26 protein-coding genes and 1 riboswitch are annotated in these 24,218 nt (G+C 42.8%); of the genes, 18 read left to right on the top strand and 8 right to left on the bottom strand.

The window, feature by feature from the left end:
* Nucleotides 1-355: 355 nt before the first annotated feature.
* Entirely contained in the window at nucleotides 356-2,455 is a 2,100-nt protein-coding gene (gene clpE, locus BV11031_RS11160) for an ATP-dependent protease ATP-binding subunit ClpE (RefSeq protein WP_010328543.1), read from the bottom strand.
* Nucleotides 2,456-2,820: 365 nt separating this feature from the next.
* On the opposite strand from clpE, the gene BV11031_RS11155 reads away from it, so the two are divergent.
* The 5 genes from BV11031_RS11155 (at nucleotide 2,821) to queF (ending at nucleotide 6,513) form a co-directional block, all read left to right on the top strand.
* A complete protein-coding gene (locus tag BV11031_RS11155) occupies nucleotides 2,821-3,864 on the top strand; it encodes a YkvI family membrane protein (protein ID WP_010328542.1) in 1,044 nt (347 codons plus the stop codon).
* 136 nt (nucleotides 3,865-4,000) lie between these two features.
* Nucleotides 4,001-4,045: riboswitch (PreQ1 riboswitch) on the top strand.
* Between the two features lie 127 nt (nucleotides 4,046-4,172).
* On the top strand, nucleotides 4,173-4,832 hold the full coding sequence (gene queC, locus BV11031_RS11150) for a 7-cyano-7-deazaguanine synthase QueC (RefSeq protein ID WP_010328541.1): 660 nt from the start codon (nucleotides 4,173-4,175) through the stop codon (nucleotides 4,830-4,832).
* The gene (gene queD / locus BV11031_RS11145; RefSeq protein WP_082246295.1) at nucleotides 4,825-5,274 is read left to right on the top strand and encodes a 6-carboxytetrahydropterin synthase QueD; all 450 of its coding nucleotides are present in this window, start codon (nucleotides 4,825-4,827) and stop codon (nucleotides 5,272-5,274) included. Before queC ends, queD begins: the two co-directional genes overlap by 8 nt.
* Nucleotides 5,267-5,998, top strand: a complete 732-nt coding sequence (queE, locus tag BV11031_RS11140) for a 7-carboxy-7-deazaguanine synthase QueE (RefSeq protein WP_010328539.1) — start codon at nucleotides 5,267-5,269, stop codon at nucleotides 5,996-5,998. Before queD ends, queE begins: the two co-directional genes overlap by 8 nt.
* 17 nt (nucleotides 5,999-6,015) lie before the next feature.
* Complete coding sequence (gene queF / locus BV11031_RS11135; RefSeq protein WP_010328538.1) at nucleotides 6,016-6,513, top strand: preQ(1) synthase; 498 nt, start codon at nucleotides 6,016-6,018, stop codon at nucleotides 6,511-6,513.
* Nucleotides 6,514-6,988: 475 nt separating this feature from the next.
* Here queF and BV11031_RS11125 read toward each other — a convergent pair whose 3' ends face one another.
* Nucleotides 6,989-7,300, bottom strand: coding sequence for a hypothetical protein (locus tag BV11031_RS11125; RefSeq protein ID WP_010328537.1), 312 nt, complete (start codon nucleotides 7,298-7,300; stop codon nucleotides 6,989-6,991).
* 13 nt (nucleotides 7,301-7,313) lie between these two features.
* Nucleotides 7,314-8,735 carry a lipase gene (locus BV11031_RS11120; RefSeq protein WP_010328536.1) on the bottom strand — a complete coding sequence of 474 codons (1,422 nt, stop codon included), beginning with the start codon at nucleotides 8,733-8,735 and terminating at the stop codon, nucleotides 7,314-7,316.
* Nucleotides 8,736-8,845: 110 nt separating this feature from the next.
* On the opposite strand from BV11031_RS11120, the gene BV11031_RS11115 reads away from it, so the two are divergent.
* Nucleotides 8,846-9,133: a DUF1433 domain-containing protein gene (locus BV11031_RS11115; RefSeq protein WP_010328535.1), complete on the top strand. Its 288-nt coding sequence runs from the start codon at nucleotides 8,846-8,848 to the stop codon at nucleotides 9,131-9,133.
* Between the two features lie 23 nt (nucleotides 9,134-9,156).
* Here the strand turns inward: BV11031_RS11115 and BV11031_RS11110 are convergent, their stop codons facing one another.
* Both BV11031_RS11110 and BV11031_RS11105 read right to left on the bottom strand, forming a co-directional pair.
* Nucleotides 9,157-9,345, bottom strand: a complete 189-nt coding sequence (locus BV11031_RS11110; protein WP_010328534.1) for a hypothetical protein — start codon at nucleotides 9,343-9,345, stop codon at nucleotides 9,157-9,159.
* A complete protein-coding gene (locus BV11031_RS11105) occupies nucleotides 9,335-9,535 on the bottom strand; it encodes a helix-turn-helix domain-containing protein (protein ID WP_010328533.1) in 201 nt (66 codons plus the stop codon). Before BV11031_RS11105 ends, BV11031_RS11110 begins: the two co-directional genes overlap by 11 nt.
* Nucleotides 9,536-9,837: 302 nt before the next feature.
* On the opposite strand from BV11031_RS11105, the gene BV11031_RS11100 reads away from it, so the two are divergent.
* The gene (locus tag BV11031_RS11100; protein WP_010328532.1) at nucleotides 9,838-10,128 is read left to right on the top strand and encodes a DUF3219 family protein; all 291 of its coding nucleotides are present in this window, start codon (nucleotides 9,838-9,840) and stop codon (nucleotides 10,126-10,128) included.
* Between the two features lie 113 nt (nucleotides 10,129-10,241).
* Here the strand turns inward: BV11031_RS11100 and BV11031_RS11095 are convergent, their stop codons facing one another.
* A complete protein-coding gene (locus BV11031_RS11095; protein ID WP_010328531.1) occupies nucleotides 10,242-10,436 on the bottom strand; it encodes a YkvS family protein in 195 nt (64 codons plus the stop codon).
* A 165-nt stretch (nucleotides 10,437-10,601) separates the two neighbouring features.
* Between BV11031_RS11095 and BV11031_RS11090 the strand changes: the two genes are divergently transcribed.
* From BV11031_RS11090 to pfeT, 5 genes are all read left to right on the top strand, one after another.
* Entirely contained in the window at nucleotides 10,602-10,796 is a 195-nt protein-coding gene (locus BV11031_RS11090; protein WP_010328530.1) for a hypothetical protein, read from the top strand.
* A 297-nt stretch (nucleotides 10,797-11,093) separates the two neighbouring features.
* Nucleotides 11,094-11,723 carry a cell wall hydrolase gene (locus BV11031_RS11085; protein ID WP_010328529.1) on the top strand — a complete coding sequence of 210 codons (630 nt, stop codon included), beginning with the start codon at nucleotides 11,094-11,096 and terminating at the stop codon, nucleotides 11,721-11,723.
* Between the two features lie 117 nt (nucleotides 11,724-11,840).
* Nucleotides 11,841-13,178 carry a sporulation protein YkvU gene (gene ykvU, locus BV11031_RS11080; protein ID WP_010328528.1) on the top strand — a complete coding sequence of 446 codons (1,338 nt, stop codon included), beginning with the start codon at nucleotides 11,841-11,843 and terminating at the stop codon, nucleotides 13,176-13,178.
* Between the two features lie 49 nt (nucleotides 13,179-13,227).
* The gene (gene stoA, locus BV11031_RS11075) at nucleotides 13,228-13,725 is read left to right on the top strand and encodes an endospore biogenesis thiol-disulfide oxidoreductase StoA (RefSeq protein WP_026014450.1); all 498 of its coding nucleotides are present in this window, start codon (nucleotides 13,228-13,230) and stop codon (nucleotides 13,723-13,725) included.
* Between the two features lie 457 nt (nucleotides 13,726-14,182).
* Nucleotides 14,183-16,096, top strand: a complete 1,914-nt coding sequence (pfeT, locus tag BV11031_RS11070) for a metal-transporting ATPase PfeT (protein ID WP_010328526.1) — start codon at nucleotides 14,183-14,185, stop codon at nucleotides 16,094-16,096.
* Nucleotides 16,097-16,133: 37 nt separating this feature from the next.
* On the opposite strand, the gene BV11031_RS11065 is transcribed toward pfeT, so the two are convergent.
* Nucleotides 16,134-16,337, bottom strand: a complete 204-nt coding sequence (locus BV11031_RS11065; protein ID WP_010328525.1) for a hypothetical protein — start codon at nucleotides 16,335-16,337, stop codon at nucleotides 16,134-16,136.
* A 164-nt stretch (nucleotides 16,338-16,501) separates the two neighbouring features.
* On the opposite strand from BV11031_RS11065, the gene papB reads away from it, so the two are divergent.
* Nucleotides 16,502-17,596: a di/tri-peptidase gene (gene papB / locus BV11031_RS11060; RefSeq protein WP_010328524.1), complete on the top strand. Its 1,095-nt coding sequence runs from the start codon at nucleotides 16,502-16,504 to the stop codon at nucleotides 17,594-17,596.
* A 49-nt stretch (nucleotides 17,597-17,645) separates the two neighbouring features.
* Here the strand turns inward: papB and BV11031_RS23175 are convergent, their stop codons facing one another.
* Nucleotides 17,646-17,771 carry a hypothetical protein gene (locus tag BV11031_RS23175; RefSeq protein ID WP_010328523.1) on the bottom strand — a complete coding sequence of 42 codons (126 nt, stop codon included), beginning with the start codon at nucleotides 17,769-17,771 and terminating at the stop codon, nucleotides 17,646-17,648.
* Between the two features lie 106 nt (nucleotides 17,772-17,877).
* Here BV11031_RS23175 and BV11031_RS11055 point away from each other — a divergent pair, with 106 nt between their 5' ends.
* From BV11031_RS11055 to ptsP, 5 genes are all read left to right on the top strand, one after another.
* Entirely contained in the window at nucleotides 17,878-18,843 is a 966-nt protein-coding gene (locus BV11031_RS11055) for a LacI family DNA-binding transcriptional regulator (protein WP_010328522.1), read from the top strand.
* A 62-nt stretch (nucleotides 18,844-18,905) separates the two neighbouring features.
* Nucleotides 18,906-19,772 (top strand): glucose PTS transporter transcription antiterminator GlcT, encoded by an 867-nt coding sequence (glcT, locus tag BV11031_RS11050; RefSeq protein WP_026014449.1) that lies wholly within the window; start codon nucleotides 18,906-18,908, stop codon nucleotides 19,770-19,772.
* Nucleotides 19,773-20,001: 229 nt separating this feature from the next.
* Nucleotides 20,002-22,101: a PTS glucose transporter subunit IIABC gene (ptsG, locus tag BV11031_RS11045; protein WP_010328520.1), complete on the top strand. Its 2,100-nt coding sequence runs from the start codon at nucleotides 20,002-20,004 to the stop codon at nucleotides 22,099-22,101.
* A gap of 96 nt (nucleotides 22,102-22,197) precedes the next feature.
* Entirely contained in the window at nucleotides 22,198-22,464 is a 267-nt protein-coding gene (locus BV11031_RS11040) for a phosphocarrier protein HPr (protein ID WP_003218637.1), read from the top strand.
* Nucleotides 22,464-24,176 carry a phosphoenolpyruvate--protein phosphotransferase gene (gene ptsP, locus BV11031_RS11035; protein WP_010328519.1) on the top strand — a complete coding sequence of 571 codons (1,713 nt, stop codon included), beginning with the start codon at nucleotides 22,464-22,466 and terminating at the stop codon, nucleotides 24,174-24,176. The genes BV11031_RS11040 and ptsP overlap by 1 nt, the downstream gene beginning before the upstream one ends.
* Nucleotides 24,177-24,218: the final 42 nt, after the last annotated feature.

Here is a 24,218-nt window from a genome sequence, read left to right as displayed (position 1 = left end):
ATGGTTAATATCGGTTTCGGTACCCGGAACTTTAGGGACTTTGTGAATTTGTTCATGAAATATTCAAGGAAGAGGAATAGAAGGGAGAAATAAACAAATACGGGCCTTTCAAAATTGAAAAGCCCTCGTGTTTAGCGGTATTGAGATTGGCAGCTTTCTCGCAAGCTGTCCTTCAGACGGTTTTCATAGGATAATAGAAATAAATATTCACTGTATATAAACATGTATCATCCCTCCTTAAGTAAAAGTGTATAGGATGAAGGGGAGTAACACTTCAGGGGAAGGGACGGTATTTTATCAGTCAAGAGTATGAATCCGCAAAAAAGCGGCTTCCTAGACAGGAAACCGCTTTTTGTTATTTCGCTTGCACTTTGATTGTATGATCTTCTGCAGCCACGTGAAAACTTGTGATCTCGCTATTGTCAATCAGCAGATCGGTCATTTCATCTTCAATCCATTCTTGGATGGTTCTTCTGAGCGGACGTGCGCCGAATGAAGGGTGGTAGCCCAACTCTGCGATTTTTTCTTTCGCTTCGTCTGTCACACTCAAGGTGATGCCGCGTTCTGCCAATGTTTCTTTAAGTTCTCCAAGCAGCAGGCTGACGATTTTGACCAAATGCTCTTTTTCCAGTGAGCGGAACTCAATAATGCTGTCAAAGCGGTTGAGGAACTCAGGTTTAAAGAACATGCTGAGTGAATCAATCAATGTTTGTTCTTCGAATACACTGTCATCTGATTGGAAACCGACTTTCGTTTGTTTCTCACCAGCACCCGAGTTGCTTGTCATAATAATGACAGTATCTTTAAAGCTTACGGTTCTGCCTTGGCTGTCTGTCAGACGGCCGTCCTCCATAATTTGCAGGAACATATGCTGAACGTCAGGGTGTGCTTTTTCAATCTCATCCAGCAACACGATGCTGTAAGGATTGCGGCGCACTTTTTCTGTTAGTTGTCCAGCTTCCTCATGGCCGACATATCCAGGCGGTGAACCAATGATTTTGGATACGGCGTGTTTTTCCATGTACTCGCTCATATCAAGGCGGATCATAGCGTCTTTTGTGCCGAAAAGTTCATCCGCCAGCGTTTTAGAAAGCTCTGTTTTCCCTACGCCGGTAGGACCGACAAATAGGAAGGAGCCGACTGGTCTGTTTTTGGACTTTAATCCGGCGCGGCTTCGTCTTACCGCTTTTGCCACTTTTCGAACAGCGGCTTCTTGTCCGATTACACGTTCATGAAGTTTTGCTTCAAGCTCTTTCATTTTTGTTTGTTCATCCGCCTGCAGCTTGCCGACAGGGATGCCTGTTTTTTGTTCAATGATATCCTGAATATGGTCAGCTTCCACAGTGACAGCGGAATGGGCGGAAGAGCTGTTCAGTTTTTTCTCTAATGCGATCTCCTCATCACGGAGCTTTGCTGCCAGTTCGTAATTTTCCTCTTCCAGCGCTTTTGTTTTTTCAGCTTCAATCGCGGTTAAGCGTTCGGCCGCATCCTCATCATTCAGCTCATCAAATAACAGGTTGGCTTTTGAACCTGCTTCATCTAATAAGTCAATTGCTTTATCAGGCAGATGTCTGTCCTGAATGTAGCGGGATGATAAAGTCACACATGCTTTGATTGCTTCATCACTGAATGTCACGCCATGGTATGCTTCGTATTTGTCTTTAATTCCTTCTAGAATGAGAATGGCCTGTTCAATGGAAGGCTCCTGTACCATGACAGGCTGAAAACGTCTTTCCAGCGCAGCATCTTTTTCGATTTGACGGTATTCTTTCAGTGTTGTCGCACCGATGACTTGCAGTTCGCCTCTGGCCAGGGCTGGTTTGAGAATGTTGCCTGCGTCCATTGATCCTTCTGCAGAGCCTGCACCAACGAGAAGATGAATTTCATCAATGAACAGAATGACATTTTTTCGTTCTTTCAGCTCAGTGATCAGCTGTTTCATTCTCTCTTCAAATTGGCCTCTGATCCCTGTGTTTGCAACAAGGGATGCAACATCAAGCAAGTAGAGTTCTTTGTTTTTCAGTTTGTTTGGAACATCACCAGCAGCAATTTTTAAAGCGAGCCCTTCGGCGATGGCGGTTTTCCCTACACCCGGCTCACCAATGAGAACAGGATTGTTTTTGTTGCGGCGGTTCAAAATTTCGATCACGCGCGCCACTTCTTCATCACGCCCGATGACGGGATCGATGAGACCGGCTTTTGCACCGTTTGTAATATTTTGGGCAAGCTCATCAAGCAACCCTTTTTTCTCACTTTGTTTTGCTGCGTTTTGTTCTTTCGGCTGGGATGCATGTTCAAACGGGAAACCGAATGAGTGAGGCCCCATGCTCATTGAAGGTTGACGAGTCAGTTTGTTATAGCAAGTTTCACATAGAACCATTTGTTTATGAACGGAATTTATTTGCATGTTAAGGCGAATCGTCGCCTCGTTTTGATGACAATGTTGACAACGCATTTGCCAAAACCTCCTTAAATATTTGATCTTCTTTGACCAATGAATGTGAATAAAAAGGCCGCTTGTATTTGACCTTCTTTGACTATTAGTATACGGGAAACTTATCGGATTTCAAAACGATATGCTCAGAGCTGTCTGATTATTTGACTAACTTTGACCAATTGGTTTTTAAAAACGCCGGTTCATTTGACCAGCTTTGATTCATAGTATACTCTGACCTTCTTTGACTTTCAAGTCATTTGCACAAAATCTTTTTGGATTGTTTACAAAGTAAAACATGTTTTCTCCTTCTTTTCAAGCTACTTGTCTCATAGGTTATAAAAAGGCGCATGAGGACAAAACGGCGATTCGTTCGGAGGGGAGAAATGGAACAATCAAAAGGGTCGGCAAGTCAGCTTGCCTTTGTGTATGTGGGGACAGTAGTCGGAGCTGGGTTTGCGACTGGCAGAGAAATAGTTGAATTTTTTTTGAAGTTTGGCTGGTTCGGTTTATTCGGTATTATCGTCAGCGGCGGGATGTTTACGTTTCTGGGTGCCAAGCTGATGATCATTTCAAAGCGAATCAATGCCAATTCTTATCAAGAAATGAACATATTCTTGTTCGGGGCGACTGCCGGGCGGTTTATCAATGTGTTTATGCTGTTTGTTCTCCTCGGCGTGACATCTGTTATGCTTTCCGGGGCAGGGGCGCTTTTTGAGGAACAGCTGGGGATGTCTCCACAGATAGGGATGCTGATTACAATTGGTTTGAGCTTAATTGTAATGACTAGAGGGGTAAAAGGCATTTTTGGTGTCAATGTGTTTGTTGTTCCTCTTTTAATCATCTTTTCTATGATTGTGGTGGCCGACTCTTTTATTTTCACCGAGTCTCGTAACGCAGATCAGTGGGTATGGCCGCACCGCTGGGATTGGCTGTTATCAGCGTTTTCTTACGGCGCTTTAAATTTATCGCTTGCTCAAGCGGTTTTGGTTCCGCTGGCGAATGAAATGTCATCGGAAAAAGTGATAAAAAAAGGCGCTTTAATCGGAGGCACGATGCTGACGATTGTGCTGTCCGCGAGTTTTCTGTCTTTATCGATGCTGCCGGATGTTTTTTTGTATGATATACCGATGGCTCAAGTGGTTTATCTCTTTGCAAGATCTGTCCATTTGATTTATTTGCTCATTATATTCGGCGAAGTGTTCACATCGGTTATCGGCAATCTATACGGATTGGAAAAACAAGTGCAAAGCTTTCTTCCGATAAAAAGCAAATATATCTTTGCAGCCATTATGACCACGGCTTACATTACGAGCCAAATAGGATACGGAAAGCTCATTTCAACGATTTATCCCTTGTTTGGTTATGTGAGTCTGGCGTTCATAGGCGCCCTGATTTGCAAAAAGGTCCCCCGGAAGCCCGGCTTGTAAATACATCTAATGAAGCGGGCCGTCATTGCAGAGCAATGTTTGCTCGGGAAGTCAGGGCTGACTTTTTTATTGTCAGGAAAAACAGTATTATGGTAAGATAGCAGAAGTGAAAAATTGAAGAAAATCCGTGCGATATGCGGGAGAGGTTCTAGCTACACCCTCTATAAAAAACTAAGGACGAGCTGTATCCTTGGATACGGCCTTTTTTACGTTTTTCTAGAGCACCTTCCGACAAGGTGTTTTTTTGTGTGAATCAGCTGTAGCGATGTCTCTCGCCGATGGTTTTATTGCGGAGAAGGAGAGGAATCATGAAAAAAGAAAAAGCAATTGTCGTATTCAGCGGCGGTCAAGACAGTACCACTTGCTTACTATGGGCTTTACAGGAATTCAAAGAAGTCGAAACGGTGACTTTTCATTATAATCAGCGTCATTCACAAGAAGTTGAAGTCGCAAAATCGATTGCGGAAAAGCTGGGTGTGAAAAACCATTTGCTCGATATGTCCCTTTTAAACCAGCTTGCACCGAATGCTTTGACAAGAAATGATATTGATATAGAAGCAAAAGACGGCGAATTGCCATCCACATTCGTTCCGGGCCGCAATTTGGTATTCTTATCCTTTGCGTCTATTCTGGCATATCAAATTGGCGCGCGCCACATTATTACAGGAGTTTGCGAGACAGACTTCAGCGGTTATCCTGACTGCCGTGACGAATTCGTGAAATCTTGCAATGTAACGGTAAACCTGGCAATGGAGAAGCCGTTTGTCATTCATACGCCTCTCATGTGGCTTAATAAGGCGGAAACATGGAAACTTGCAGATGAGCTTGGCGCGCTTGATTTTGTGAAAAACAACACGCTGACATGCTATAACGGCATTATCGCAGACGGCTGCGGTGAATGTCCGGCATGCCACCTACGTTCAAGAGGTTATGAAGAATATATGGCGATGAAAGGGGAGCGTGCATAAATTGTTATCTCAAATTTATCCGCAGGCCCAGCATCCTTATTCATTTGAATTGAATAAGGATATGCACATTTCAGCTGCCCACTTTATCCCCCGGGAAAGTGCGGGAGCGTGCAGCAGGGTTCACGGGCATACGTATACCGTAAATATAACTGTTGCCGGCGACGAACTTGACGACTCCGGCTTCCTTGTCAATTTCAGCGTGCTCAAAAAACTGGTGCACGGAAACTATGATCATACGCTTTTAAATGATCATGATGATTTTTCTCAAGACGATCGATATTCCCTGCCGACAACTGAAGTCGTGGCGAAAACGATTTATGACAACGTACAGGCTTATTTAGACACATTGGAGAATAAGCCAAGCTGTGTACAGGTGTTTGTCCGTGAAACACCGACCAGTTACTGTGTCTACCGTCCGAAAAAGGGTGGTTTGAATGGCTAAAGGAATTCCTGTATTAGAAATTTTCGGCCCGACGATTCAAGGAGAAGGCATGGTGATCGGACAGAAAACAATGTTCGTTCGCACAGCCGGCTGTGATTATTCCTGCAGCTGGTGTGACTCCGCCTTCACTTGGGACGGGTCTGCTAAAAAAGATATTCGCTGGATGACGGCTGAGGAGATTTTTGCAGAGCTTAAAGACATTGGGGGAGACGCGTTTTCCCACGTGACGATCTCGGGCGGCAACCCGGCCCTGTTAAAGCAGCTGGATGCTTTTATCGAACTGCTGAAGGAAAACAACATTCGTGCAGCGCTGGAAACCCAAGGGACCGTTTATCAAGATTGGTTTACGCTGATCGATGATCTGACAATTTCTCCAAAACCGCCAAGCTCAAAAATGGTGACGAACTTTCAAAAGCTCGATCACATTTTGACTTCACTTAAAGAGAATAACAGGCAGCACGCAGTCAGCTTGAAGGTAGTCATTTTTAATGATGAAGATTTGGCGTTTGCAAAAACAGTGCACAAGCGTTACCCGGGAATCCCGTTTTATTTACAAGTCGGTAATGATGACGTGCATACGACAGATGATCAGTCACTGATTGCACATTTGCTAGGAAAATATGAAGCGCTTGTTGATAAGGTAGCTGCTGACGCGGAGCTGAATCTGGTCAGGGTGCTTCCGCAGCTGCACACCCTGTTATGGGGCAACAAACGCGGCGTATAATAGAAAGGAAGATAAATATGACGACAAGAAAAGACTCAGAATTAGAAGGTGTCACACTGCTTGGCAACCAAGGAACAAATTATTTGTTTGAATATGCGCCGGACGTGCTGGAATCATTTCCGAATAAACATGTAAACCGTGATTACTTTGTAAAATTCAATTGCCCAGAGTTCACATCTTTATGCCCTAAAACAGGGCAGCCTGACTTTGCAACAATCTACATCAGCTACATTCCTGATGAAAAAATGGTTGAAAGCAAATCATTAAAACTGTATTTGTTCAGCTTCAGAAACCATGGTGACTTCCACGAAGACTGCATGAACATCATCATGAACGACTTGATCGAATTAATGGACCCGCGCTACATTGAAGTATGGGGCAAATTCACGCCAAGAGGCGGAATTTCAATTGACCCGTACACAAACTACGGAAAACCGGGCACGAAGTATGAAAAGATGGCCGAGTACCGTATGATGAATCATGATTTGTATCCGGAGACGATTGATAATCGTTAAAGAATCCGTTGTGTGATACGGAGTGAAGTCACAGTAAAATCCGAACATTTAGCATTATTTGTAAGCGGAAATGTGACCCCGTCACAATTTGGCGGCCCTCCTGTGACCACGCCGTGACTCAAAATAGATAAACGTATGACCATGATCCCTGTCTTTTTGACGGGGATTTTTATTTGATAAAATTATTTAAAAGACGCCGATTTACTCAGCGTCATCTTCCGTAGTTTCCTCTATTTTTTTATAGCTCCTTGACTTCCACGCCGAGCGCCTCCGCAATAGGGGAAATATGCCAACCTTCGTGGCGACTCTTCTTATTGAATCTTGCGGGACTTATGCGAGTCTTGCCTGCGTCCATCCTTTTGCCTTCATAACAACGTGTAGGCGTGGTGTAGCGTTTAGTTTCATTTCGATCACCTTTGTGACTGAACTTGTCTATAGTAAACTGCTGGTTATCATCGATAATTAAGGTAGCTTTTTATCTCGTTTTAAAGCTAGTAACAAAAGTTTCTCCGTCGTTTTCCGCGTTAACGATCAGCAAGGCACTTTCGCTAATCCGCTGAGCGAGTGCTTTTTGTGCTTTTCCCTCAAAGCTGTATAAAAGGGCTGAATAAACATCGTTTAATTCTTCCTGCAGCGAATTCATTTCGAACTTTGGTTTAAGATTTTTTTGAACGGTAGCCAGCTTAGTATTTGCCACTTGCGTCATCCCCGATTTCAGCATTTGGCGCTGCAGCTGTTTTCGCATCGGGTCATCTTTATGTTCTAAAAGGTTATCTAACGTTGGCATTGCTTTGTCACTCCTATAATCTAAGCCAATTGGCAAGCATTTGATCTTTTTCCTCAAAGTCGTCGGCGATTTTATTCAAGAAGCCGCCTATCTCCTCAAGGTCTGTAATCGCTGCCTGCAATGAGTCTATGTATGATTGTTCTGCCTGTGTGTCGTAAAATATTGGTCCTTTATCGTAAGATTGAGCTATATCCTCTAACGTATTTGTTACATCCTGCGCATTAAGCTGGTCATAAAAGCCATGCCCAACTTGACCGTAAAATTCCGTTTTTAGTTCGGCAACTTTCTCATCGTGCTCTTGATAAGCATTTTGCGCTTCTTTTATCATCGTTCTCAGATCCTCGACCATTGCGTCAACTTTTTCGGCGAGTTTTTTCGCACTTTTTGGAGTGACTTTAATGGCATCCCCGCCGTTGATCGTGCCAGCCGGCAGCAATACGTTTAAGTTTTTTTCGTACACAAGCCCATCGCCGTTTACGTTTGTGATATTTCCGTTTTCATCAAAGATAAAATTAGCCTCATTTAAACCGTGTGTATCTGGATTGCGAACAATAACTGTGCCTATAAAGTAGGCGAGGTTCTTAGCGATTTGGTCACTCCATCTCCCGCTAAGTCTCTGTTCGCGACTGAATTGCGATAGAGCTGGATTTTTTGTGTAAATTGTGGTCCCGTTGTGGCGATCATATTCGTTCCAGTAACCGGCTCCGACCATATCATCCGGGTTGATGATAGACCTCACGTAAGGGTCGTACAAGCCATCGTTTATTTCTTTTTGCTTGTTATCAGTATGCAGTTTGACGACAGAAGGGCTGTTAAACGCGACCGCATAAATATCATTATTGACCGCACTGTATTCAGCTTCTGAGCCTCCAAGCGAATGGCCGGTTGTTGAAACAATCGTCGATGTTCCGTTATACTTTCTTTTAACTTCCTTAACGAGCTGATCTGCTTGGTCGATTTGCGATGTTTTCATAATGAGTTTATAGTCTCCGGTTGTAAGCATCGCGTCTTGAGAAGGTGTTCCGTTATATTTTCCGAGTGTTTTAGACGTGTCTTTTGCGTCCTTTTTAACGATATAATGAGCTCCATTTTTGGGGTCGCTTCCAAAAACAATGTTGCCGCCGTCGGCTTTTACACCGTCATTAATAGGATCTTTTGTGAGATCCGTTCCTGCAAAGGATACGACAACATTTTCTGGGTTTTTGGATTTCACCCATTTGCCGTTTTTCTGTTCCGCTTGCACTAATACAACCGCGTCAAGCCCTGTGTCATCGTCTGATTTTATTTGGTCAACGTACCACCTAGTAGGAGATTTTATTTTTAAGGGTTTTTGGGTTTTCAAATGATTTTTAAGGGTTTCATAATCATAAGATATTTGGCTTATATAATAGTATTCTCGATCACTGATTTTCGGCACAACGACGTTTTTAGACATGTACAACACCTCAAAGTTGATGTAAAATTAATATAAGAAAGGATGAGTTTGTGAAAAAAAACATAATTATCCTAATCTTTGTTGTAATTATAGCATTAGGAGGTATTTACATGAAGTACCAACATGATAAAGATGAAACAGAACAAGAACTCTTTAACCAAGCGAAAGAAAAAATGGATAGTTACATAAAAGCTAATTACAGCGATATAAATCAAATTACATACTATAAAGAGTACAAAATAAATCCTATGGGCGGTATTTCTGTAAAAGGGTATTTGAATGGTAATAAGGAAAAAGAATTCTTTGGACTTTATGATGAAACTAATGACGAAATAGGGGTTTCATCAGTCGATGCAGAAGAGAAGCCGGAGTGTCAGGAGAAAGAGTGTGATTATTAATAAAGACGCCAGTCGTGGCGTTTTTATTTTTGAATTATACCTTCAATTGCCTCGGATATCGTGGACCATTTTTCTAAACCGCGAGCTGCATGCGTACCTTTGCCTGCTATTGTCGCGTATGCTTCGTATGTACTATTGGTTTCGAAAACTCTCATCGATAGATCCCTCTCCTTAAAGAGTAGCCATTCTTGTTTTTCTCCTTCAAATATCAAGATTATCTCCTTCTACTTCGATTAAACTTATAATCTCGTTTATATCTTCAATATCTAAGGCATTTGCTATACGTTCAATATGACCGAAATTAATATTCTGCCTCTTACCATTTATTAGCTCGCTTAACGCTGCATGTCTTATTCCGCATTTATCAGCAAGAGCTCTGAGCGAAAGATCCTGCTTTTCCAAAAGATCTCCTATATTAACTTTTTCATTATTTAACTAAACCAACCATCCCCTAAAATCATATTCATCGCTGGACTTATGTAAAAAAAGACGAGTGAATCCGGGGGAATGTCACTCGCCGCTTTCCCATGAAAAGACGGGATGCTGGATGGCAGCTCGTCTGTTTTATTATAATTTATCGAACGTATGTTTGTAAAGGTGTCTTTTTTTAAGAAATGGTTAATATAACGGTTGGAGAACAGATTCGTTGTAAACGTTTGTTAAGGTATGCTAAGATGCATGGACTTATAAAGGAGTGATACGAAGTGAAGACATTGCGTTTAAATGATGTAACGCTAGAAATGGATGCATTTAAAGTGGAAAGCGAGCCGAAGCGCAAAATCGCTTTCACCCTGAATGTGACAAGTGAGACTTATCATGATATCGCTGTCCTGTTGTATGAAAAAACGTTCAACGTCGAGATTCCTGACGAGAGTCTTGCCTTCCGGGGTGATATCACCAATTACTCAACGTCATTGACCAACCTGTACGAAGCAGGGTCCGTCAGCGATTTCTATATAGAAATAACGGAAACACACCAAAACGCCGATTCATAATCGGTGTTTTTTGTTGTAAAAAAGCTGCCGGCCGGCAGCTTTTGAGAAAGCGAATTTCATATGTAAGGTGTTTAATTGACCGTCTTGCAGTTTTTGCGAATGAATGTGGGAAATTAGGAGGTTTTATAGGAGTCTCTGATGATCTTATAATTTTTATGATTAACAACTGTCAATGAATCTAACTCAAGATCCCGATAGTTATCCATGATCGTCACATCAACGATAACAGAATTCTCATTTACTTTTTCAACAACACCGGTTAATCCATTTTTAAATTCAATGACGTTTCCAACCTTAGCGATTTTCACAAGCTTCCTCTCCTTTTAACATAATAATGCCTTTTGAAAGTATTTTGCAGTATTTTCATTAAGAAGTAAAGTGATAAGGAGTGTTATCTCCCTCATGAATTGTCCAGATGCGATAAAGATGATATATTGATTTTCGTCAATAAAAAGAAAAAAGGGGGGATTTCATTGCGTCCAGAAGAGATAATAGAAATGATTGACCAGCTGCGCACCGGCACAATTAACGAACTGAGAGTCCAGAAAGAGCATTTCTTGGAGTTCAGGGCTGTATTATCTAAACAAGATGATTTTAAATATTTCCGAGGTATTGCCCAACAAGGCGGAGATGTGATCTTTCAATATTTAGAACAGCCAAGAAGCTAAAGGTTTCTCATTTGTGAGGAGCCTTTTTATCATATGTGACAGAATGCAGGCCTTTTATGACAAGCAACTGTAACAGGTGTAAACAAAATGTAAATCGCCAAAAATGGATAAATGTGTTTCGCATTGACAAGATTTATAGAATTTCGGGCTGTTTTTCTTCCATTAATCAGTCTGTCATCCGGTATATTCCATCCTGATGCCTCCTTGGGAGAGTTGGAAAATCTTTTTCCGTGAAAATGAATGGATCTCTTGTTAAGGTGGTGAAGTGTTTTTTGAGCACTTTAAGGAGGAAACTGTATGACGACAAAATTCACTGCTCTGGCTGTTTTTCTTCTTTGTTTCATGCCTGCGGCAAAAATTGAACATACACATGCTTCACTCATGAGCACAAAGAAGATAAAACATGAAGAAGCGAAATGGCTTTCACATATAGAACGAGGTACAGACGGATCTTTCCCTTCACTGTCTGCTGATAAGGAGAAGAAAAAAATAAAGCCGATCAAGCTATCAGCACACACTGAAAAGAAAGAAAAAGACAAGCCAGCCAAAACAACTGAAAAGAAAGAAACATATACACAGTCTGAAAAAGATCTGCTGTCTCGTCTCATTCACGCAGAAGCTAAGGGAGAATCCTATAAAGGCAAGGTCGCTGTAGCAAGCGTTGTGCTGAACAGAACGGAACAAAAAGGGTTTCCTGATACCATTAGAGGGGTTATTTATCAGAAAAACGCCTTTGAACCAGTCGCAAACGGAAGCATTAAGCAAAAACCTGATAAAGAATCGATTGCTGCTGCTGAAGAAGCGCTGTCCTCACAAAATAGAGAAACAGATGCCATATTCTTTTATAATCCAAAAACAGCGTCGGATGATTGGATTCGTTCAAGAAAAATCATAGAAAAAATCGGCGGGCACATTTTTGCCATCTAAGCATAGAAGAGACAATTTGTCTCAGCTGTGCTTTTTTTTATATAAAGAGTAAAAATAAAATAATTTTTGAACTTGTCTCATATGATGTTGATAGTACAAGAGACAAGGAGAGACATCATGAATCGATTTGTGAAAGGGATCATTCTTTTATCCATTGCCGCCTTTTTCGCCGAATGCCTTGAATTTGTCGTGAATATGATTTTGGCGCGGGAGCTTGGCGAGCACGGGATGGGGCTTTACATGAGTATTTTGCCCACGATCTTTTTAATTATCGTTATCGCAAGCCTGGAATTGCCGATCTCGATTTCTAAATTTATTGCCGAGTCAAACCCTAAGCTTCATGAAAGCATGCTGAGGCACGCTTTCAAAATGACAGCCGTTTTTACAGCGTTTTCTACTGCCGCCGCCAGTATTGCGCTTCCGTTTATTCCGGTATTTGATACATACCACCCGTTTATTAAAGGGATTGTGATCGGCTTAATTCCTATTGTCGCCTTTACTTCAATTGCCAGGGGCTACTTTATGGGTGTTCAAAAAATGGGGAAAATCGCAATCGCCAATGTGCTGAAAAAAATCATCCAGCTCTTGTGCCTATTCCTCTTTTTTCAATGGTACTCATTTGAATTGGATATGGCTGTGCTGATTTCCTTGTTTGTCCTCGTCGTGAGTGATGTGGTCGTGCTTGTTTATTTATATTCACAATTTATCATCGCGAGGCGGGCGGTATCCGGCCAGCAGCACATTCATTTGCGCGGAAAGGATGTAAGAAAACGACTGCTTGCTGTATCCATTCCTACAACAGGGCTGCGTATTTTTCATGCCATTGTCAACGCAATTGAACCCTTTTTAGTAAAAGGAGCGCTTTTGGCAGCTGGCGTTGCCGGGACAGCTGCAATTGATCAATACGGAATGCTTGCCGGGGTGGCTGTAACAATAGGCTCGTTCCCTGCTTTCATTGCCCATTCGTTAATGGTTGTCATGATACCTAGTATTTCGGAAGCTTATGCGCTTTCGCAATATGACATCGTATTAAAAAGGCTGAAGCAGTCGATTTTCATTACATTTGGCTACGGTATACCGGCTGTCTGGATCATGTTCCAGTTTGCAGGCCCTCTGACACATCTGTTTTTTCACTCACCTGAGGCGCAGTATTACTTGCAGCTGTTGTGGCCATATTTTCTCTTTCATCTGTTTGTCATGCCGCTGCAGGCGTGCTTAATCGGGATGGGATTTGTGAAAGAAGCTTTTTATCACAATGTGTGGAGTCATATCGTTGCGCTAAGTATGATGTATGTGCTGGGGTCAATGGAGAATTTGCAAATGCTCGGGATTATTTTGGGAATGAACACCGGCATGATTTTGCTGACGAGCCTGCACTATGCCACGATCTGCAAAGCGCTGCGTGTATCTGTTTTTCTTACGGGAGGAAACAGAACGCCGCGTATTGAAGGATGATAAAGAAAAGCAGGGGCAAGCTAATTAAAAAGCATGAAAGGAAGATTCCATGTTGACGAAGCGCTTGCTTGCTGTATGCCTTATGTTATTGGGGATGATTGCGTGCCTTCCCGATGTAGCAGCCGCTGAGGATAAAAAGCCTGCAGTTCCCGCTGTTTTTCTTATGAAAACGATAGAAGGGGAGGATATCTCGATCCCGCATAAAGGGCAAAAAACGATCCTGCATTTTTGGACCTCATGGTGTCCGCCCTGTAAAAAGGAGCTTCCACAGTTTCAATCGTTTTATGATGCCCATCAATCTGGGAACGTGAAGCTGGTAACAGTGAATTTAGTGAACGCGGAGCAAAATCAGCAAACTGTCGAAAACTTTATTGAAGCAAACAAGCTGACCTTTCCGATTGTTCTTGATTCAAAAGGAGAATTAATGAAGGAGTACCATATCATCACGATCCCAACTTCGTTTTTGCTAAATGAAAAGGGCGAAATTGAAAAAACAAAAGTAGGCCCAATGACGGCAGAACAACTGAAAGAATGGACGAAAGAATAAGCTGAGCGTGTAGTCTTTAAGCTTTAGCGTGTCGACAAACCCTCGCATTCGGTGTCAGTCCTGCACGTTGGTGCTCACGTGTTATGAAAGGAACGGCGGCTAAATGCTTAGGCGTCCTGCCTTAACTTCATCACATCCTGTGGAAGTCTGCTCCAATACTCGTCTTTCCTAGACTTCAAGGATTTTCAACACCATCCGAAAACGAAAACCATTTTTCTGTAGCTGAGGGCATAAACTCTCAGCTTTTTATGTTTCAAGAAGAATTGGATAAATATTAATGATAATTATTATCAAGAAGAAATTAAAATAATTATAATTGTAATTTTCTTCGGGCGTGCTATAATAAAGGAAGACATCAAGGAATATCAGACAATAAAGCTGCCTTTTGGGCAGCAATTTTGTTTTTATAAGGGAAATGAAGATGATTTGCGTTCTCAATTAGAGAGGAGAAGTTGATATGAATGAACAAGTTATCGCTCCACACGATCCGCACGAGCCATTAAAAACAGAACAGAGAGAAAAAAACTGGGCACAGCATGCTGAGCTTATTGCAGCACTCGTATCAGGCGCTCTTATTTTGGCCGGCTGGCTCTTATCCGGACATCAAGTATTGTCAGTATCGCTTTACCTGCTGGCTTTTGTGATCGGCGGGTTTGCTAAAGCAAAGGAAGGAATCGAAGAAACGTTCGAATCCAAAACACTGAATGTAGAACTTTTAATGATTTTCGCTGCCATTGGTTCGGCATTAATCGGATACTGGGCAGAGGGTGCTATTTTAATATTTATTTTTTCTTTAAGCGGCGCTTTAGAAACATACACGATGAATAAAAGCAGCAGAGATTTAACTTCTTTGATGCAACTTGAGCCAGAAGAGGCGACACTGATGGTCAATGGCGAAACGAAAAGAGTTGCGGTTTCCGACTTGAAGGCCGGTGATATGATTGTGATCAAGCCCGGAGAACGAGTAGCGGCAGACGGTGTCATTGAATCAGGCTCAACAAATCTAGACGAGTCAGCATTAACAGGTGAGTCAATGCCTGTAGAAAAACACATCGGTGACGCGGTATTTACGGGGACTGTGAATCGCAACGGCTCCTTAACCGTCCGTGTCACAAAAGCAAATGAAGATTCGTTGTTCAGAAAAATCATCAAACTGGTTGAATCAGCCCAAAACAGTGTTTCACCCGCACAGGCTTTCATCGAACGATTTGAAAATGCTTATGTAAAAGGTGTGCTGATTGTAGTGGGGCTCCTGTTATTCGTGCCGCACTTTGCGCTTGGATGGAGCTGGAGTGAAACCTTCTACCGCGCAATGGTGTTTATGGTTGTCGCGTCACCTTGCGCGCTTGTCGCCTCTATTATGCCGGCGGCGCTTTCCTTGATTTCTAATGGCGCTCGTAACGGCATGCTTGTAAAAGGAAGTGTCTATCTTGAGCAGCTGGGCTCTGTGCAAATGATCGCCTTTGATAAAACAGGCACTGTAACAAAAGGGCAGCCTGCTGTCGAAACTGTCAAGATCGCAGACGGATTCAGTGAAACGGAGGTTCTGGAGGCCGTCTATGCCATCGAAACGCAATCAAGCCATCCGCTCGCTCAAGCTATAACAGCATATGCTGAAAGCCGCGGCGTGAATCAGTCCGGATACATATCTATAGAAGAAACATCAGGGTTTGGTGTTATGGCAGAAGTGTCGGGCGCGAAATGGAAGATCGGTAAAGCGGGTTTTATCGGCGAGGAAAAGGCAGCACAATTTATCAAACAAACAGCACCTGATATTATTCAAAGCGGCTATACGATTGTATTTGTGAAAAAGGATGACCAAATAGCAGGCTGTATCGCACTGAAAGATCAAATCAGGCCAGAAGCAAAAGAGGTCATGGAAGAATTGAACCGACTGGGGATTAAAACGGCCATGCTGACAGGGGATCATGAGGACACGGCTCAAGCGATAGCGAAGGAAGCCGGAATGACAACTGTTGCAGCAGAATGCCTGCCTGACCAAAAAGTGAATGAAATCAAACGGTTAAAAGAAGAATTCGGAACGATTGCAATGGTCGGTGACGGAATCAATGATGCGCCGGCACTCAAAGCGGCGGATGTCGGCATTGCAATGGGCGGCGGAACAGATGTCGCTCTTGAGACCGCCGATATGGTCCTCATGCAAAACGATTTGAAAAAGCTCGTAAACATGTGCCGCTTGTCACGGAAAATGAACAGGATTGTCAAACAAAATATCGTGTTTTCTCTAGCTGTCATCTGCTTGCTGATTTGTGCAAACTTTTTACAGGTGATGGAATTGCCTTTTGGCGTGATTGGTCATGAGGGAAGTACGATCTTGGTTATATTGAATGGATTAAGACTTTTAAAATAAAATCAGCAGTCCAATTGGGCTGCTGGTTTTTTATGTATCAAGCTTTTCCTTCTTTTTTGTCTTTTTCAGGTCTTTTCGTAACGAGGATGAGTGCAAGGATGCAGCATAGGCAGCCCGCTGCACAGCCTATGATCGAGCTGTAATAGTAAAAACCAACCATCTTCATGCCAATAAAAGGAGCGGAAATTCCCAAAACCGTTAAGAGCATAACTGCTTTTCGCCTAAAAAAATTCATCAGCAAAACGGAACAACTCCCTGCGTTTGAACTCTAATGTCAGTATACAGGATGGGAGAGAGGAAATAAAATGGATCTGAAAATGAAGCGCCGCAAAAGGCAAACACCTGTAAAACCTGTTACAATGAAAAGATAGAACGATGTATTGAAACGGCAGGGAGGAACAAAAAGTGAATAGAATACAACGCGTCTCTTCATGGCTGAAGGAAGCAGGGCATACTGCCGCATTTATTCATACGAAAGAAAATGTTTTTTACTTAACCGGCTTTTACACAGAGCCGCATGAAAGATTAATGGGCTTATTTATTTTTCAAGAAGAAGAGCCTTTCTTTGTTTGTCCCGGAATGGAAGCAGACCAGGCCCGCAACGCAGGATGGAATCATGAAATCATTGGCTATGCGGATCACGAAAATCCGTGGGAGCTGATAGAGAAAGCCTTGAAAAAGCGACATATCGGCATACATACACTTGCGGTAGAAAAGGACTCGATCTCACTGTCACGTGGAGAACAGCTGAAGCACTCTGTCGGCGGGGCTCAGTTTGTTTCAGCCGAAGAAACTCTCAATCAATTTCGGCTCATTAAAGACGACAAGGAAATTCGTTTGCTGCAAGAGGCGGCAAAGCTTGCTGATTTCGGTGTTGAAGTCGGCACAGCCGCTTTACGTGAAGGCATTAGTGAAGTGGAAGTGCTCGCTCAAATCGAGTATGAGTTGAAGAAAAAAGGGATTCAGGGCATGTCTTTCTCCACAATGGTTTTATTCGGGGAAAAATCAGGCCAGCCTCACGGAAATCCGGGCACAGCCACATTGAAGAAAGGTGATTTTGTTTTATTTGATCTCGGGGTTATTCTTGACGGGTACTGCTCTGATATTACAAGAACATTTGCATACAAGAGCATCAATTCGAAGCAAGAAGAGATTTATGAAACGGTGCTTCAAGCGGAAAAAGCCGCGATTGAGGCAAGCAAACCCGGAGTCAGAATCGGAGATCTGGATTTAACTGCCCGCGGTATCATTGAAAAGGCGGGATACGGTGATTATTTTCCTCACCGGCTGGGACACGGACTCGGGATTTCTGTCCATGAGTACCCATCAATGAGCCAAGCCAACGATACACTGCTGCAGGAAGGCATGGTCTACACGATCGAACCAGGGATTTATGTGCCTGAGATCGGCGGCGTGCGCATAGAGGATGACGTTCATGTGACAAAAAACGGAGCGGTTGCTCTGACCCAATTTCCGAAGGAATTGATCATACTGCCATAACAGGAATAAAAAAGGACTTTGTTCTCGACATCGTCCTTTTTTATCTGCATTAAATAAAAAAATCATCAAATGTTCGAAATGGTTCGATTTCATGATTTTGGTTGAGCGGTTTTACAGCGAGATAGCTGCCGCCGAGAACAGTTAAACATAATCCAATTAAAATGAAGAAACCCATGTAATCCTTCTCCTTTCAGCTAAAAACATAAAATATGTCTGGTATGTTCATATCATATTGTATGAAACGCATTCCAGATCAAGGGGTTTTAGAAAGAAGGGAATCTATGGCCAATATTAAAGACATTGCAGAAAAAGCCGGTGTCTCCATTACAACGGTTTCCCGAGTCATCAACAACCATCCTTACGTCAGCGAAGATAAAAGAAATAGGGTGTTTGAGGCAATGGAAGCGTTGGCGTACACGAGAAATATCCATGCCGTGCATTTATCGAAAGGATATTCAAACATGATTGGCGTTGTCTTGCCGACAATTAATTTGCCTTATTTTGCAGAGCTGATTGGAGGCATAGCTGATGCAGCCGAGGGATCCGGGATTCACCTCTCCTTATTCCAAACCAACTACGATATTCAGAAAGAAATTTTTGCGCTGACCCAGTTAAAAGAGCGCCAAGTTGACGGCTTGATTTTTTGTTCGAAAGCGCTTGCTGATGAGAGGCTCATGGATTGGAAGGGCCCGATATTGCTTTGCCAGAATTCAGATATCGGCCGTTTTTCAACCATCAGCATCCCTCACGAACAAGCATTCAGGTACGGATTGGACTATTTAATGGCCAAAGGCCATAAAAAAATAGCCATCTGTTTGGCAAGAAAGAAGGGCATGAACAGCCATTTTCGAATCAAAGCCTATAGAGAAGCATTGGAAGAGATCGGAGAGGCATTTCATGAAGATTGGGTGATCGAGAAAGCGATTTCAATCAATGATGGGAAGGCGCTCTTTCATAAATGGAAAAATTGGAAGGAGAAGCCGACGGCTATTTTTGTCGCCAATGATCAAGTTTCAGCAGGGCTTTTACTTGAAGCAAAGGCGCGGCGGGTATTGGTGCCAGATGAGCTTGCCATTTTAAGCGTTGATAACCATGAAATCAGCCAATCGCTTGGTATCACAACGATCGACATTCAAACAAAGGAAATGGGAAAGCAGGCGTTTGCGATGCTGGAAAAAAGAATTCAGGGACAGCCGATTGAAAAGAAAGTTCTCGATTACCGCCTCATCGAAAGATCGACTGTTTAGTGAAAGCGCTGAAAAAATGTTTGACGTGCATTCCGTTCGTTATGTACGATATGAGGTATTGAATGACAAAGGAGCTGAGGATCGTGAATGGGTCCTTTACAGTGAAAAAGGTACTGAATAATAACGTATTAATTGCTTCTCATCATAAATACAGTGAAGTCGTTTTAATCGGAAAAGGGATTGGTTTCGGAAAAAAACAAGATGACGTCATTGAAGATAAAGGCTACGAGAAAATGTTCATTTTAAAAGACGAAAAGGAACAAAAACAGTTTAAAAAGCTCCTTGACTATGTTGATGAAAAGCTTGTTGATATTTCAAACGATGTCATTTATCACATTAGCAATAGGACGAACCACTCATTAAATGAACATATTCACATTGCGCTGACTGACCATATCGCATTTGCGATCAAAAGACAGCAGCAGGGCTTTGATATGAAAAATCCATTTTTAATGGAGACTCAATCACTATACCCTGAAGAATACCAAATAGCCAAAGAAGTCATAGATATGATCAATGAAAAAGCGGGAATCTTCCTTCCGGAAGGGGAGATCGGTTTTATCGCCCTTCATATTCATTCGGCCCTGACAAACCGTCCGTTGTCCGAAGTCAATCAGCACTCGCAGCTGATGGCGCAGCTTGTCGAGGTGATTGAAGACTCATTTCAAATGAAAGTGAACAAAGAAAGTGTCAACTATTTGCGGCTGATCCGCCATATCAGATTTACAATAGAAAGAATTAAAAAAGAAGAACCGACTAAAGAACCAGAAAAATTAATGTTGTTATTGAAAAATGAATATCCGCTATGCTACAATACAGCTTGGAAATTGATTAAAATCTTGCAGCAAACATTAAAGAAACCAGTTCATGAGGCGGAAGCGGTTTATCTGACGCTTCATCTGTACCGATTAACCAATAAAATTTCATAAAATCAGTTTATCCTTATAACGTGTTACTGATCCGATCAGGCATGAGTGATTGAGGGGAAAAAACGGGAAATCAATTCTCGTTCTTTTGTGCACCCAATTTTGCTCATGCCCTTTTTGTTGTGTAAAAGGGCAAATGTAAACGGTTAAACTGGGAGATTTACGCCTGTGAATTCGTTGTCATGATTTTTAGCTGTAAGGTCAGACTAGTAAAAAGAGGAGGTCAATTCTTATGTTTAAAGCATTATTCGGCGTTCTTCAAAAAATCGGGCGCGCGCTTATGCTTCCAGTTGCGATCCTTCCGGCTGCGGGTATCCTGCTTGCGATCGGAAATGCCATGCAAAATAAGGACATGATTGAAGTCCTGCATTTCTTGAGCAATGACAATGTCCAGCTCGTAGCAGGTGTTATGGAAAGCGCTGGACAGATTGTTTTTGATAATCTTCCGCTCCTATTCGCAGTAGGTGTAGCCATCGGGCTTGCCAACGGTGATGGAGTTGCAGGGATTGCAGCAATTATCGGTTATTTGGTGATGAACGTATCCATGAGTGCGGTTCTTCTTGCAAACGGAACCATTCCTTCCGATTCAATCGAAAGAGCCAAGTTTTTCACGGAGAACCATCCAGCATATGTAAACATGCTTGGTATACCTACCTTGGCGACAGGCGTGTTCGGCGGTATTATCGTCGGTGTGTTAGCTGCCTTATTGTTCAACAGATTTTACACAATTGAACTGCCGCAATATCTTGGTTTCTTTGCGGGTAAACGCTTCGTTCCAATTGTTACGTCAATTTCTGCACTGATTCTGGGTCTTATTATGTTAGTGATCTGGCCTCCTATCCAAAATGGATTGAATGCCTTTTCAACAGGATTAGTGGAAGCGAATCCAACCCTTGCGGCATTTATCTTCGGGGTAATTGAACGTTCGCTCATTCCATTCGGTTTGCACCACATTTTCTATTCGCCGTTCTGGTATGAATTCTTCAGCTATAAGAGTGCAGCAGGGGAAATCATCCGCGGGGATCAGCGTATCTTTATGGCGCAGATTAAAGACGGCGTACAGTTAACAGCAGGTACGTTCATGACAGGTAAATATCCATTTATGATGTTCGGTCTGCCTGCCGCGGCGCTTGCGATTTATCATGAAGCAAAACCGAAAAACAAAAAACTCGTTGCGGGTATTATGGGTTCTGCGGCCTTGACCTCTTTCTTAACAGGGATCACAGAGCCATTGGAATTCTCATTCCTATTCGTTGCCCCTGTTTTGTTTGCGATCCACTGTGTGTTCGCAGGGCTTTCATTTATGGTCATGCAGCTGTTGAATGTTAAAATTGGGATGACATTCTCCGGCGGTCTTATTGACTACTTCCTATTCGGTATCTTGCCGAACCGGACGGCATGGTGGCTTGTCATCCCTGTCGGCTTAGCGATTGCGGTCGTTTACTACTTCGGATTCCGATTTGCCATCCGCAAATTTAATCTGAAAACACCGGGACGCGAAGATGCTGCTGCTGAAACTGCAGCAACTGGGAAAACAGGTGAAGCTGGAGATCTTCCTTATGAGATCCTGCAGGCAATGGGTGACCAGGAAAATATCAAACACCTTGATGCTTGTATCACTCGTCTGCGTGTGACTGTAAACGATCAGAAAAAGGTTGATAAAGACCGTCTGAAACAGCTTGGCGCTTCCGGCGTGCTGGAAGTCGGCAACAACATTCAGGCTATTTTCGGACCTCGCTCTGACGGTTTAAAAACACAAATGCAAGATATCATTGCGGGACGCAAGCCAAGACCTGAACCGACAACATCTGCCCAAGAAGAAGTAGGTCAGCAGGTTGAGGAAGTCATTGCAGAACCGCTGCAAAATGAAATCGGCGAGGAAGTATTCGTTTCTCCGATTACCGGGGAAATTCACCCGATTACCGATGTTCCTGATCAAGTCTTCTCAGGAAAAATGATGGGCGACGGTTTTGCGGTTCTCCCTTCAGAAGGTGTTGTTGTATCGCCGGTTCGAGGAAAAATTCTAAATGTGTTCCCGACAAAACACGCGATTGGCCTGCAATCCGACGGCGGAAGAGAAATTTTGATCCACTTTGGCATTGATACGGTCAGCCTGAAGGGTGAAGGATTTACGTCTTTCGTATCAGAAGGAGACCGCGTTGAGCCCGGACAAAAACTTCTTGAAGTTGATCTTGACGCAGTCAAACCGAATGTACCATCTCTCATGACACCGATTGTGTTTACGAATCTTGCTGAAGGAGAATCAGTCAGCATTAAGGCAAGCGGTTCGGTCAAAAGAGAACAAGAAGAAATTGTGAAGATTGAAAAATAAGGTGTTAGTACGCTGTGCTTGTCAGATGACAAGTACAGCTGTATGATATAATATTGTGAAGTAATATAGCTTTAAGTTAAAAGGAGAATGATAAAAATGGCACAAAAAACATTTAAAGTAACTGCAGATTCTGGAATCCACGCTCGTCCTGCGACAGTTCTAGTACAAACTGCAAGCAAATACGACGCTGACGTTAATTTAGAATATAACGGCAAAACAGTAAACCTTAAATCTATCATGGGTGTTATGTCTCTTGGAATCGCTAAAGGCGCTGAGATCACAATCTCTGCTACTGGCGCTGACGAAAACGATGCTCTTAACGCTTTAGAAGAAACAATGAAAAGCGAAGGACTTGGCGAGTAATGCAAGAATTAAAAGGGATTGGCGCTTCAGCCGGCATCGCGATTGCAAAAGCGTACCGGCTTGAAGAGCCAGATTTAACGGTTGAAAAGAAAAACATCTCTGATTCTGAAGCGGAAGTAAGCCGTTTTGATGAAGCAATTGCACGTTCAAAAGAAGAGCTCGAAAAAATTAAAGAGCACGCTTTGAAAGAACTTGGTCAGGATAAAGCTGACATTTTTTCTGCTCACCTTTTAGTTCTCAGTGACCCTGAGCTGCTAAACCCTGTGAAAGAAAAAATCAGCACTGATTCAGTGAACGCTGAATTCGCTTTAAAAGAAACGTCTTCTATGTTCGTTACTATGTTTGAATCAATGGACAACGAATATATGAAAGAGCGTGCGGCTGATATTCGCGACGTAACAAAACGCGTAACCGGCCACCTGCTTGGCGTCGAAATTCCAAACCCGAGCATGATCTCAGAAGAGGTTATTATTGTAGCTGAAGACTTAACACCGTCTGACACAGCTCAATTAAACCGCGAGTTCGTAAAAGGATTCACGACTGATATCGGCGGACGTACATCTCACTCTGCCATCATGGCTCGTTCTCTTGAGATTCCAGCAGTTGTCGGTACGAAAACGGCTACAGGCACGATCCCAAACGGCGTGACTGTTATCGTTGACGGTATCAATGGCGATGTCATTATCGATCCATCTGCGGAAACTGTAAAAGAGTATGAAGAAAAACATAATGCTTATTTGGCTCAAAAAGCTGAGTGGGCGAAGCTTGTCAATGAACCGACTGTCTCAAAAGACGGCCATCATGTAGAACTTGCAGCAAACATCGGTACGCCTGATGATGTAAAAGGCGTTCTTGAAAACGGCGGAGAAGCAGTTGGCCTTTACCGTACAGAATTCCTTTACATGGGAAGAGATCAGCTGCCTACAGAAGATGAGCAATTTGATGCTTACAAAACGGTTCTTGAGCGTATGGAAGGAAAATCAGTTGTCGTGCGGACACTTGATATCGGCGGAGACAAAGAGCTTCCTTACCTGCAGCTTCCTAAAGAAATGAACCCGTTCTTGGGTTACAGAGCGATTCGTCTTTGCCTTGAAGAGCAAGAAATCTTCAGAACACAGCTTCGCGCGCTGCTTCGTGCAAGTACATACGGAAACTTGAAAATCATGTTCCCTATGATTGCGACAGTTAATGAATTCAAAGAAGCAAAAGCGATCCTGCTTGAAGAGAAAGAAAAGCTTGTCAAAGCGGGACAGGCTGTATCTGATGATATTGAAGTCGGTATGATGGTTGAAATTCCGTCAACTGCAGTCATCGCTGATCAGTTTGCTAAAGAAGTTGATTTCTTCAGTATTGGAACAAATGATTTGATCCAGTACACTATGGCTGCTGACCGTATGAATGAACGTGTATCTTACCTGTATCAGCCATACAACCCGGCAATCCTGCGCTTAATTACACTCGTCATTGAAGCGGCGCACAAAGAAGGAAAATGGGTTGGCATGTGCGGAGAAATGGCAGGAGACGAGATTGCGATTCCAATCCTTCTCGGCTTAGGCTTAGATGAGTTCTCAATGAGCGCAACTTCTATCCTTCCGGCTAGAACGCAAATCAGCAAATTGTCTAAACAAGAAGCTGAATCATTCAAAGAGAAAATCTTATCCATGAGCACGACAGAAGAAGTTGTCGCGTTCGTAAAAGAAACATTCAAGTAATATACAAAAACCAGACGGCCTCCGGCCTGTCTGGTTTTTTTC

Source organism: Bacillus vallismortis, from assembly GCF_004116955.1.
Taxonomy (GTDB): domain Bacteria; phylum Bacillota; class Bacilli; order Bacillales; family Bacillaceae; genus Bacillus; species Bacillus vallismortis.
The sequence above is the reverse complement of the archived record's forward strand: the minus strand, read 5'-3'. Positions and strand labels throughout refer to the sequence as shown.

Excerpts from the sequence above, each read along its gene's own strand:
- BV11031_RS11055 (WP_010328522.1), top strand. The coding sequence starts at position 17,878 with ATGGCCAATATTAAAGACATTGCAGAAAAAGCCGGTGTCTCCATTACA.
- ptsP (WP_010328519.1), top strand. The coding sequence starts at position 22,464 with ATGCAAGAATTAAAAGGGATTGGCGCTTCAGCCGGCATCGCGATTGCA.
- BV11031_RS11040 (WP_003218637.1), top strand. The coding sequence starts at position 22,198 with ATGGCACAAAAAACATTTAAAGTAACTGCAGATTCTGGAATCCACGCT.
- clpE (WP_010328543.1), bottom strand. The coding sequence starts at position 2,455 with ATGCGTTGTCAACATTGTCATCAAAACGAGGCGACGATTCGCCTTAAC.
- queF (WP_010328538.1), top strand. The coding sequence starts at position 6,016 with ATGACGACAAGAAAAGACTCAGAATTAGAAGGTGTCACACTGCTTGGC.
- BV11031_RS23175 (WP_010328523.1), bottom strand. The coding sequence starts at position 17,771 with ATGGGTTTCTTCATTTTAATTGGATTATGTTTAACTGTTCTCGGCGGC.
- queE (WP_010328539.1), top strand. The coding sequence starts at position 5,267 with ATGGCTAAAGGAATTCCTGTATTAGAAATTTTCGGCCCGACGATTCAA.
- ykvU (WP_010328528.1), top strand. The coding sequence starts at position 11,841 with ATGAATCGATTTGTGAAAGGGATCATTCTTTTATCCATTGCCGCCTTT.
- BV11031_RS11085 (WP_010328529.1), top strand. The coding sequence starts at position 11,094 with ATGACGACAAAATTCACTGCTCTGGCTGTTTTTCTTCTTTGTTTCATG.
- BV11031_RS11125 (WP_010328537.1), bottom strand. The coding sequence starts at position 7,300 with ATGCCAACGTTAGATAACCTTTTAGAACATAAAGATGACCCGATGCGA.
- stoA (WP_026014450.1), top strand. The coding sequence starts at position 13,228 with ATGTTGACGAAGCGCTTGCTTGCTGTATGCCTTATGTTATTGGGGATG.
- BV11031_RS11115 (WP_010328535.1), top strand. The coding sequence starts at position 8,846 with ATGAAGTACCAACATGATAAAGATGAAACAGAACAAGAACTCTTTAAC.
- ptsG (WP_010328520.1), top strand. The coding sequence starts at position 20,002 with ATGTTTAAAGCATTATTCGGCGTTCTTCAAAAAATCGGGCGCGCGCTT.
- pfeT (WP_010328526.1), top strand. The coding sequence starts at position 14,183 with ATGAATGAACAAGTTATCGCTCCACACGATCCGCACGAGCCATTAAAA.
- BV11031_RS11120 (WP_010328536.1), bottom strand. The coding sequence starts at position 8,735 with ATGTCTAAAAACGTCGTTGTGCCGAAAATCAGTGATCGAGAATACTAT.
- BV11031_RS11155 (WP_010328542.1), top strand. The coding sequence starts at position 2,821 with ATGGAACAATCAAAAGGGTCGGCAAGTCAGCTTGCCTTTGTGTATGTG.
- glcT (WP_026014449.1), top strand. The coding sequence starts at position 18,906 with ATGACAAAGGAGCTGAGGATCGTGAATGGGTCCTTTACAGTGAAAAAG.
- queC (WP_010328541.1), top strand. The coding sequence starts at position 4,173 with ATGAAAAAAGAAAAAGCAATTGTCGTATTCAGCGGCGGTCAAGACAGT.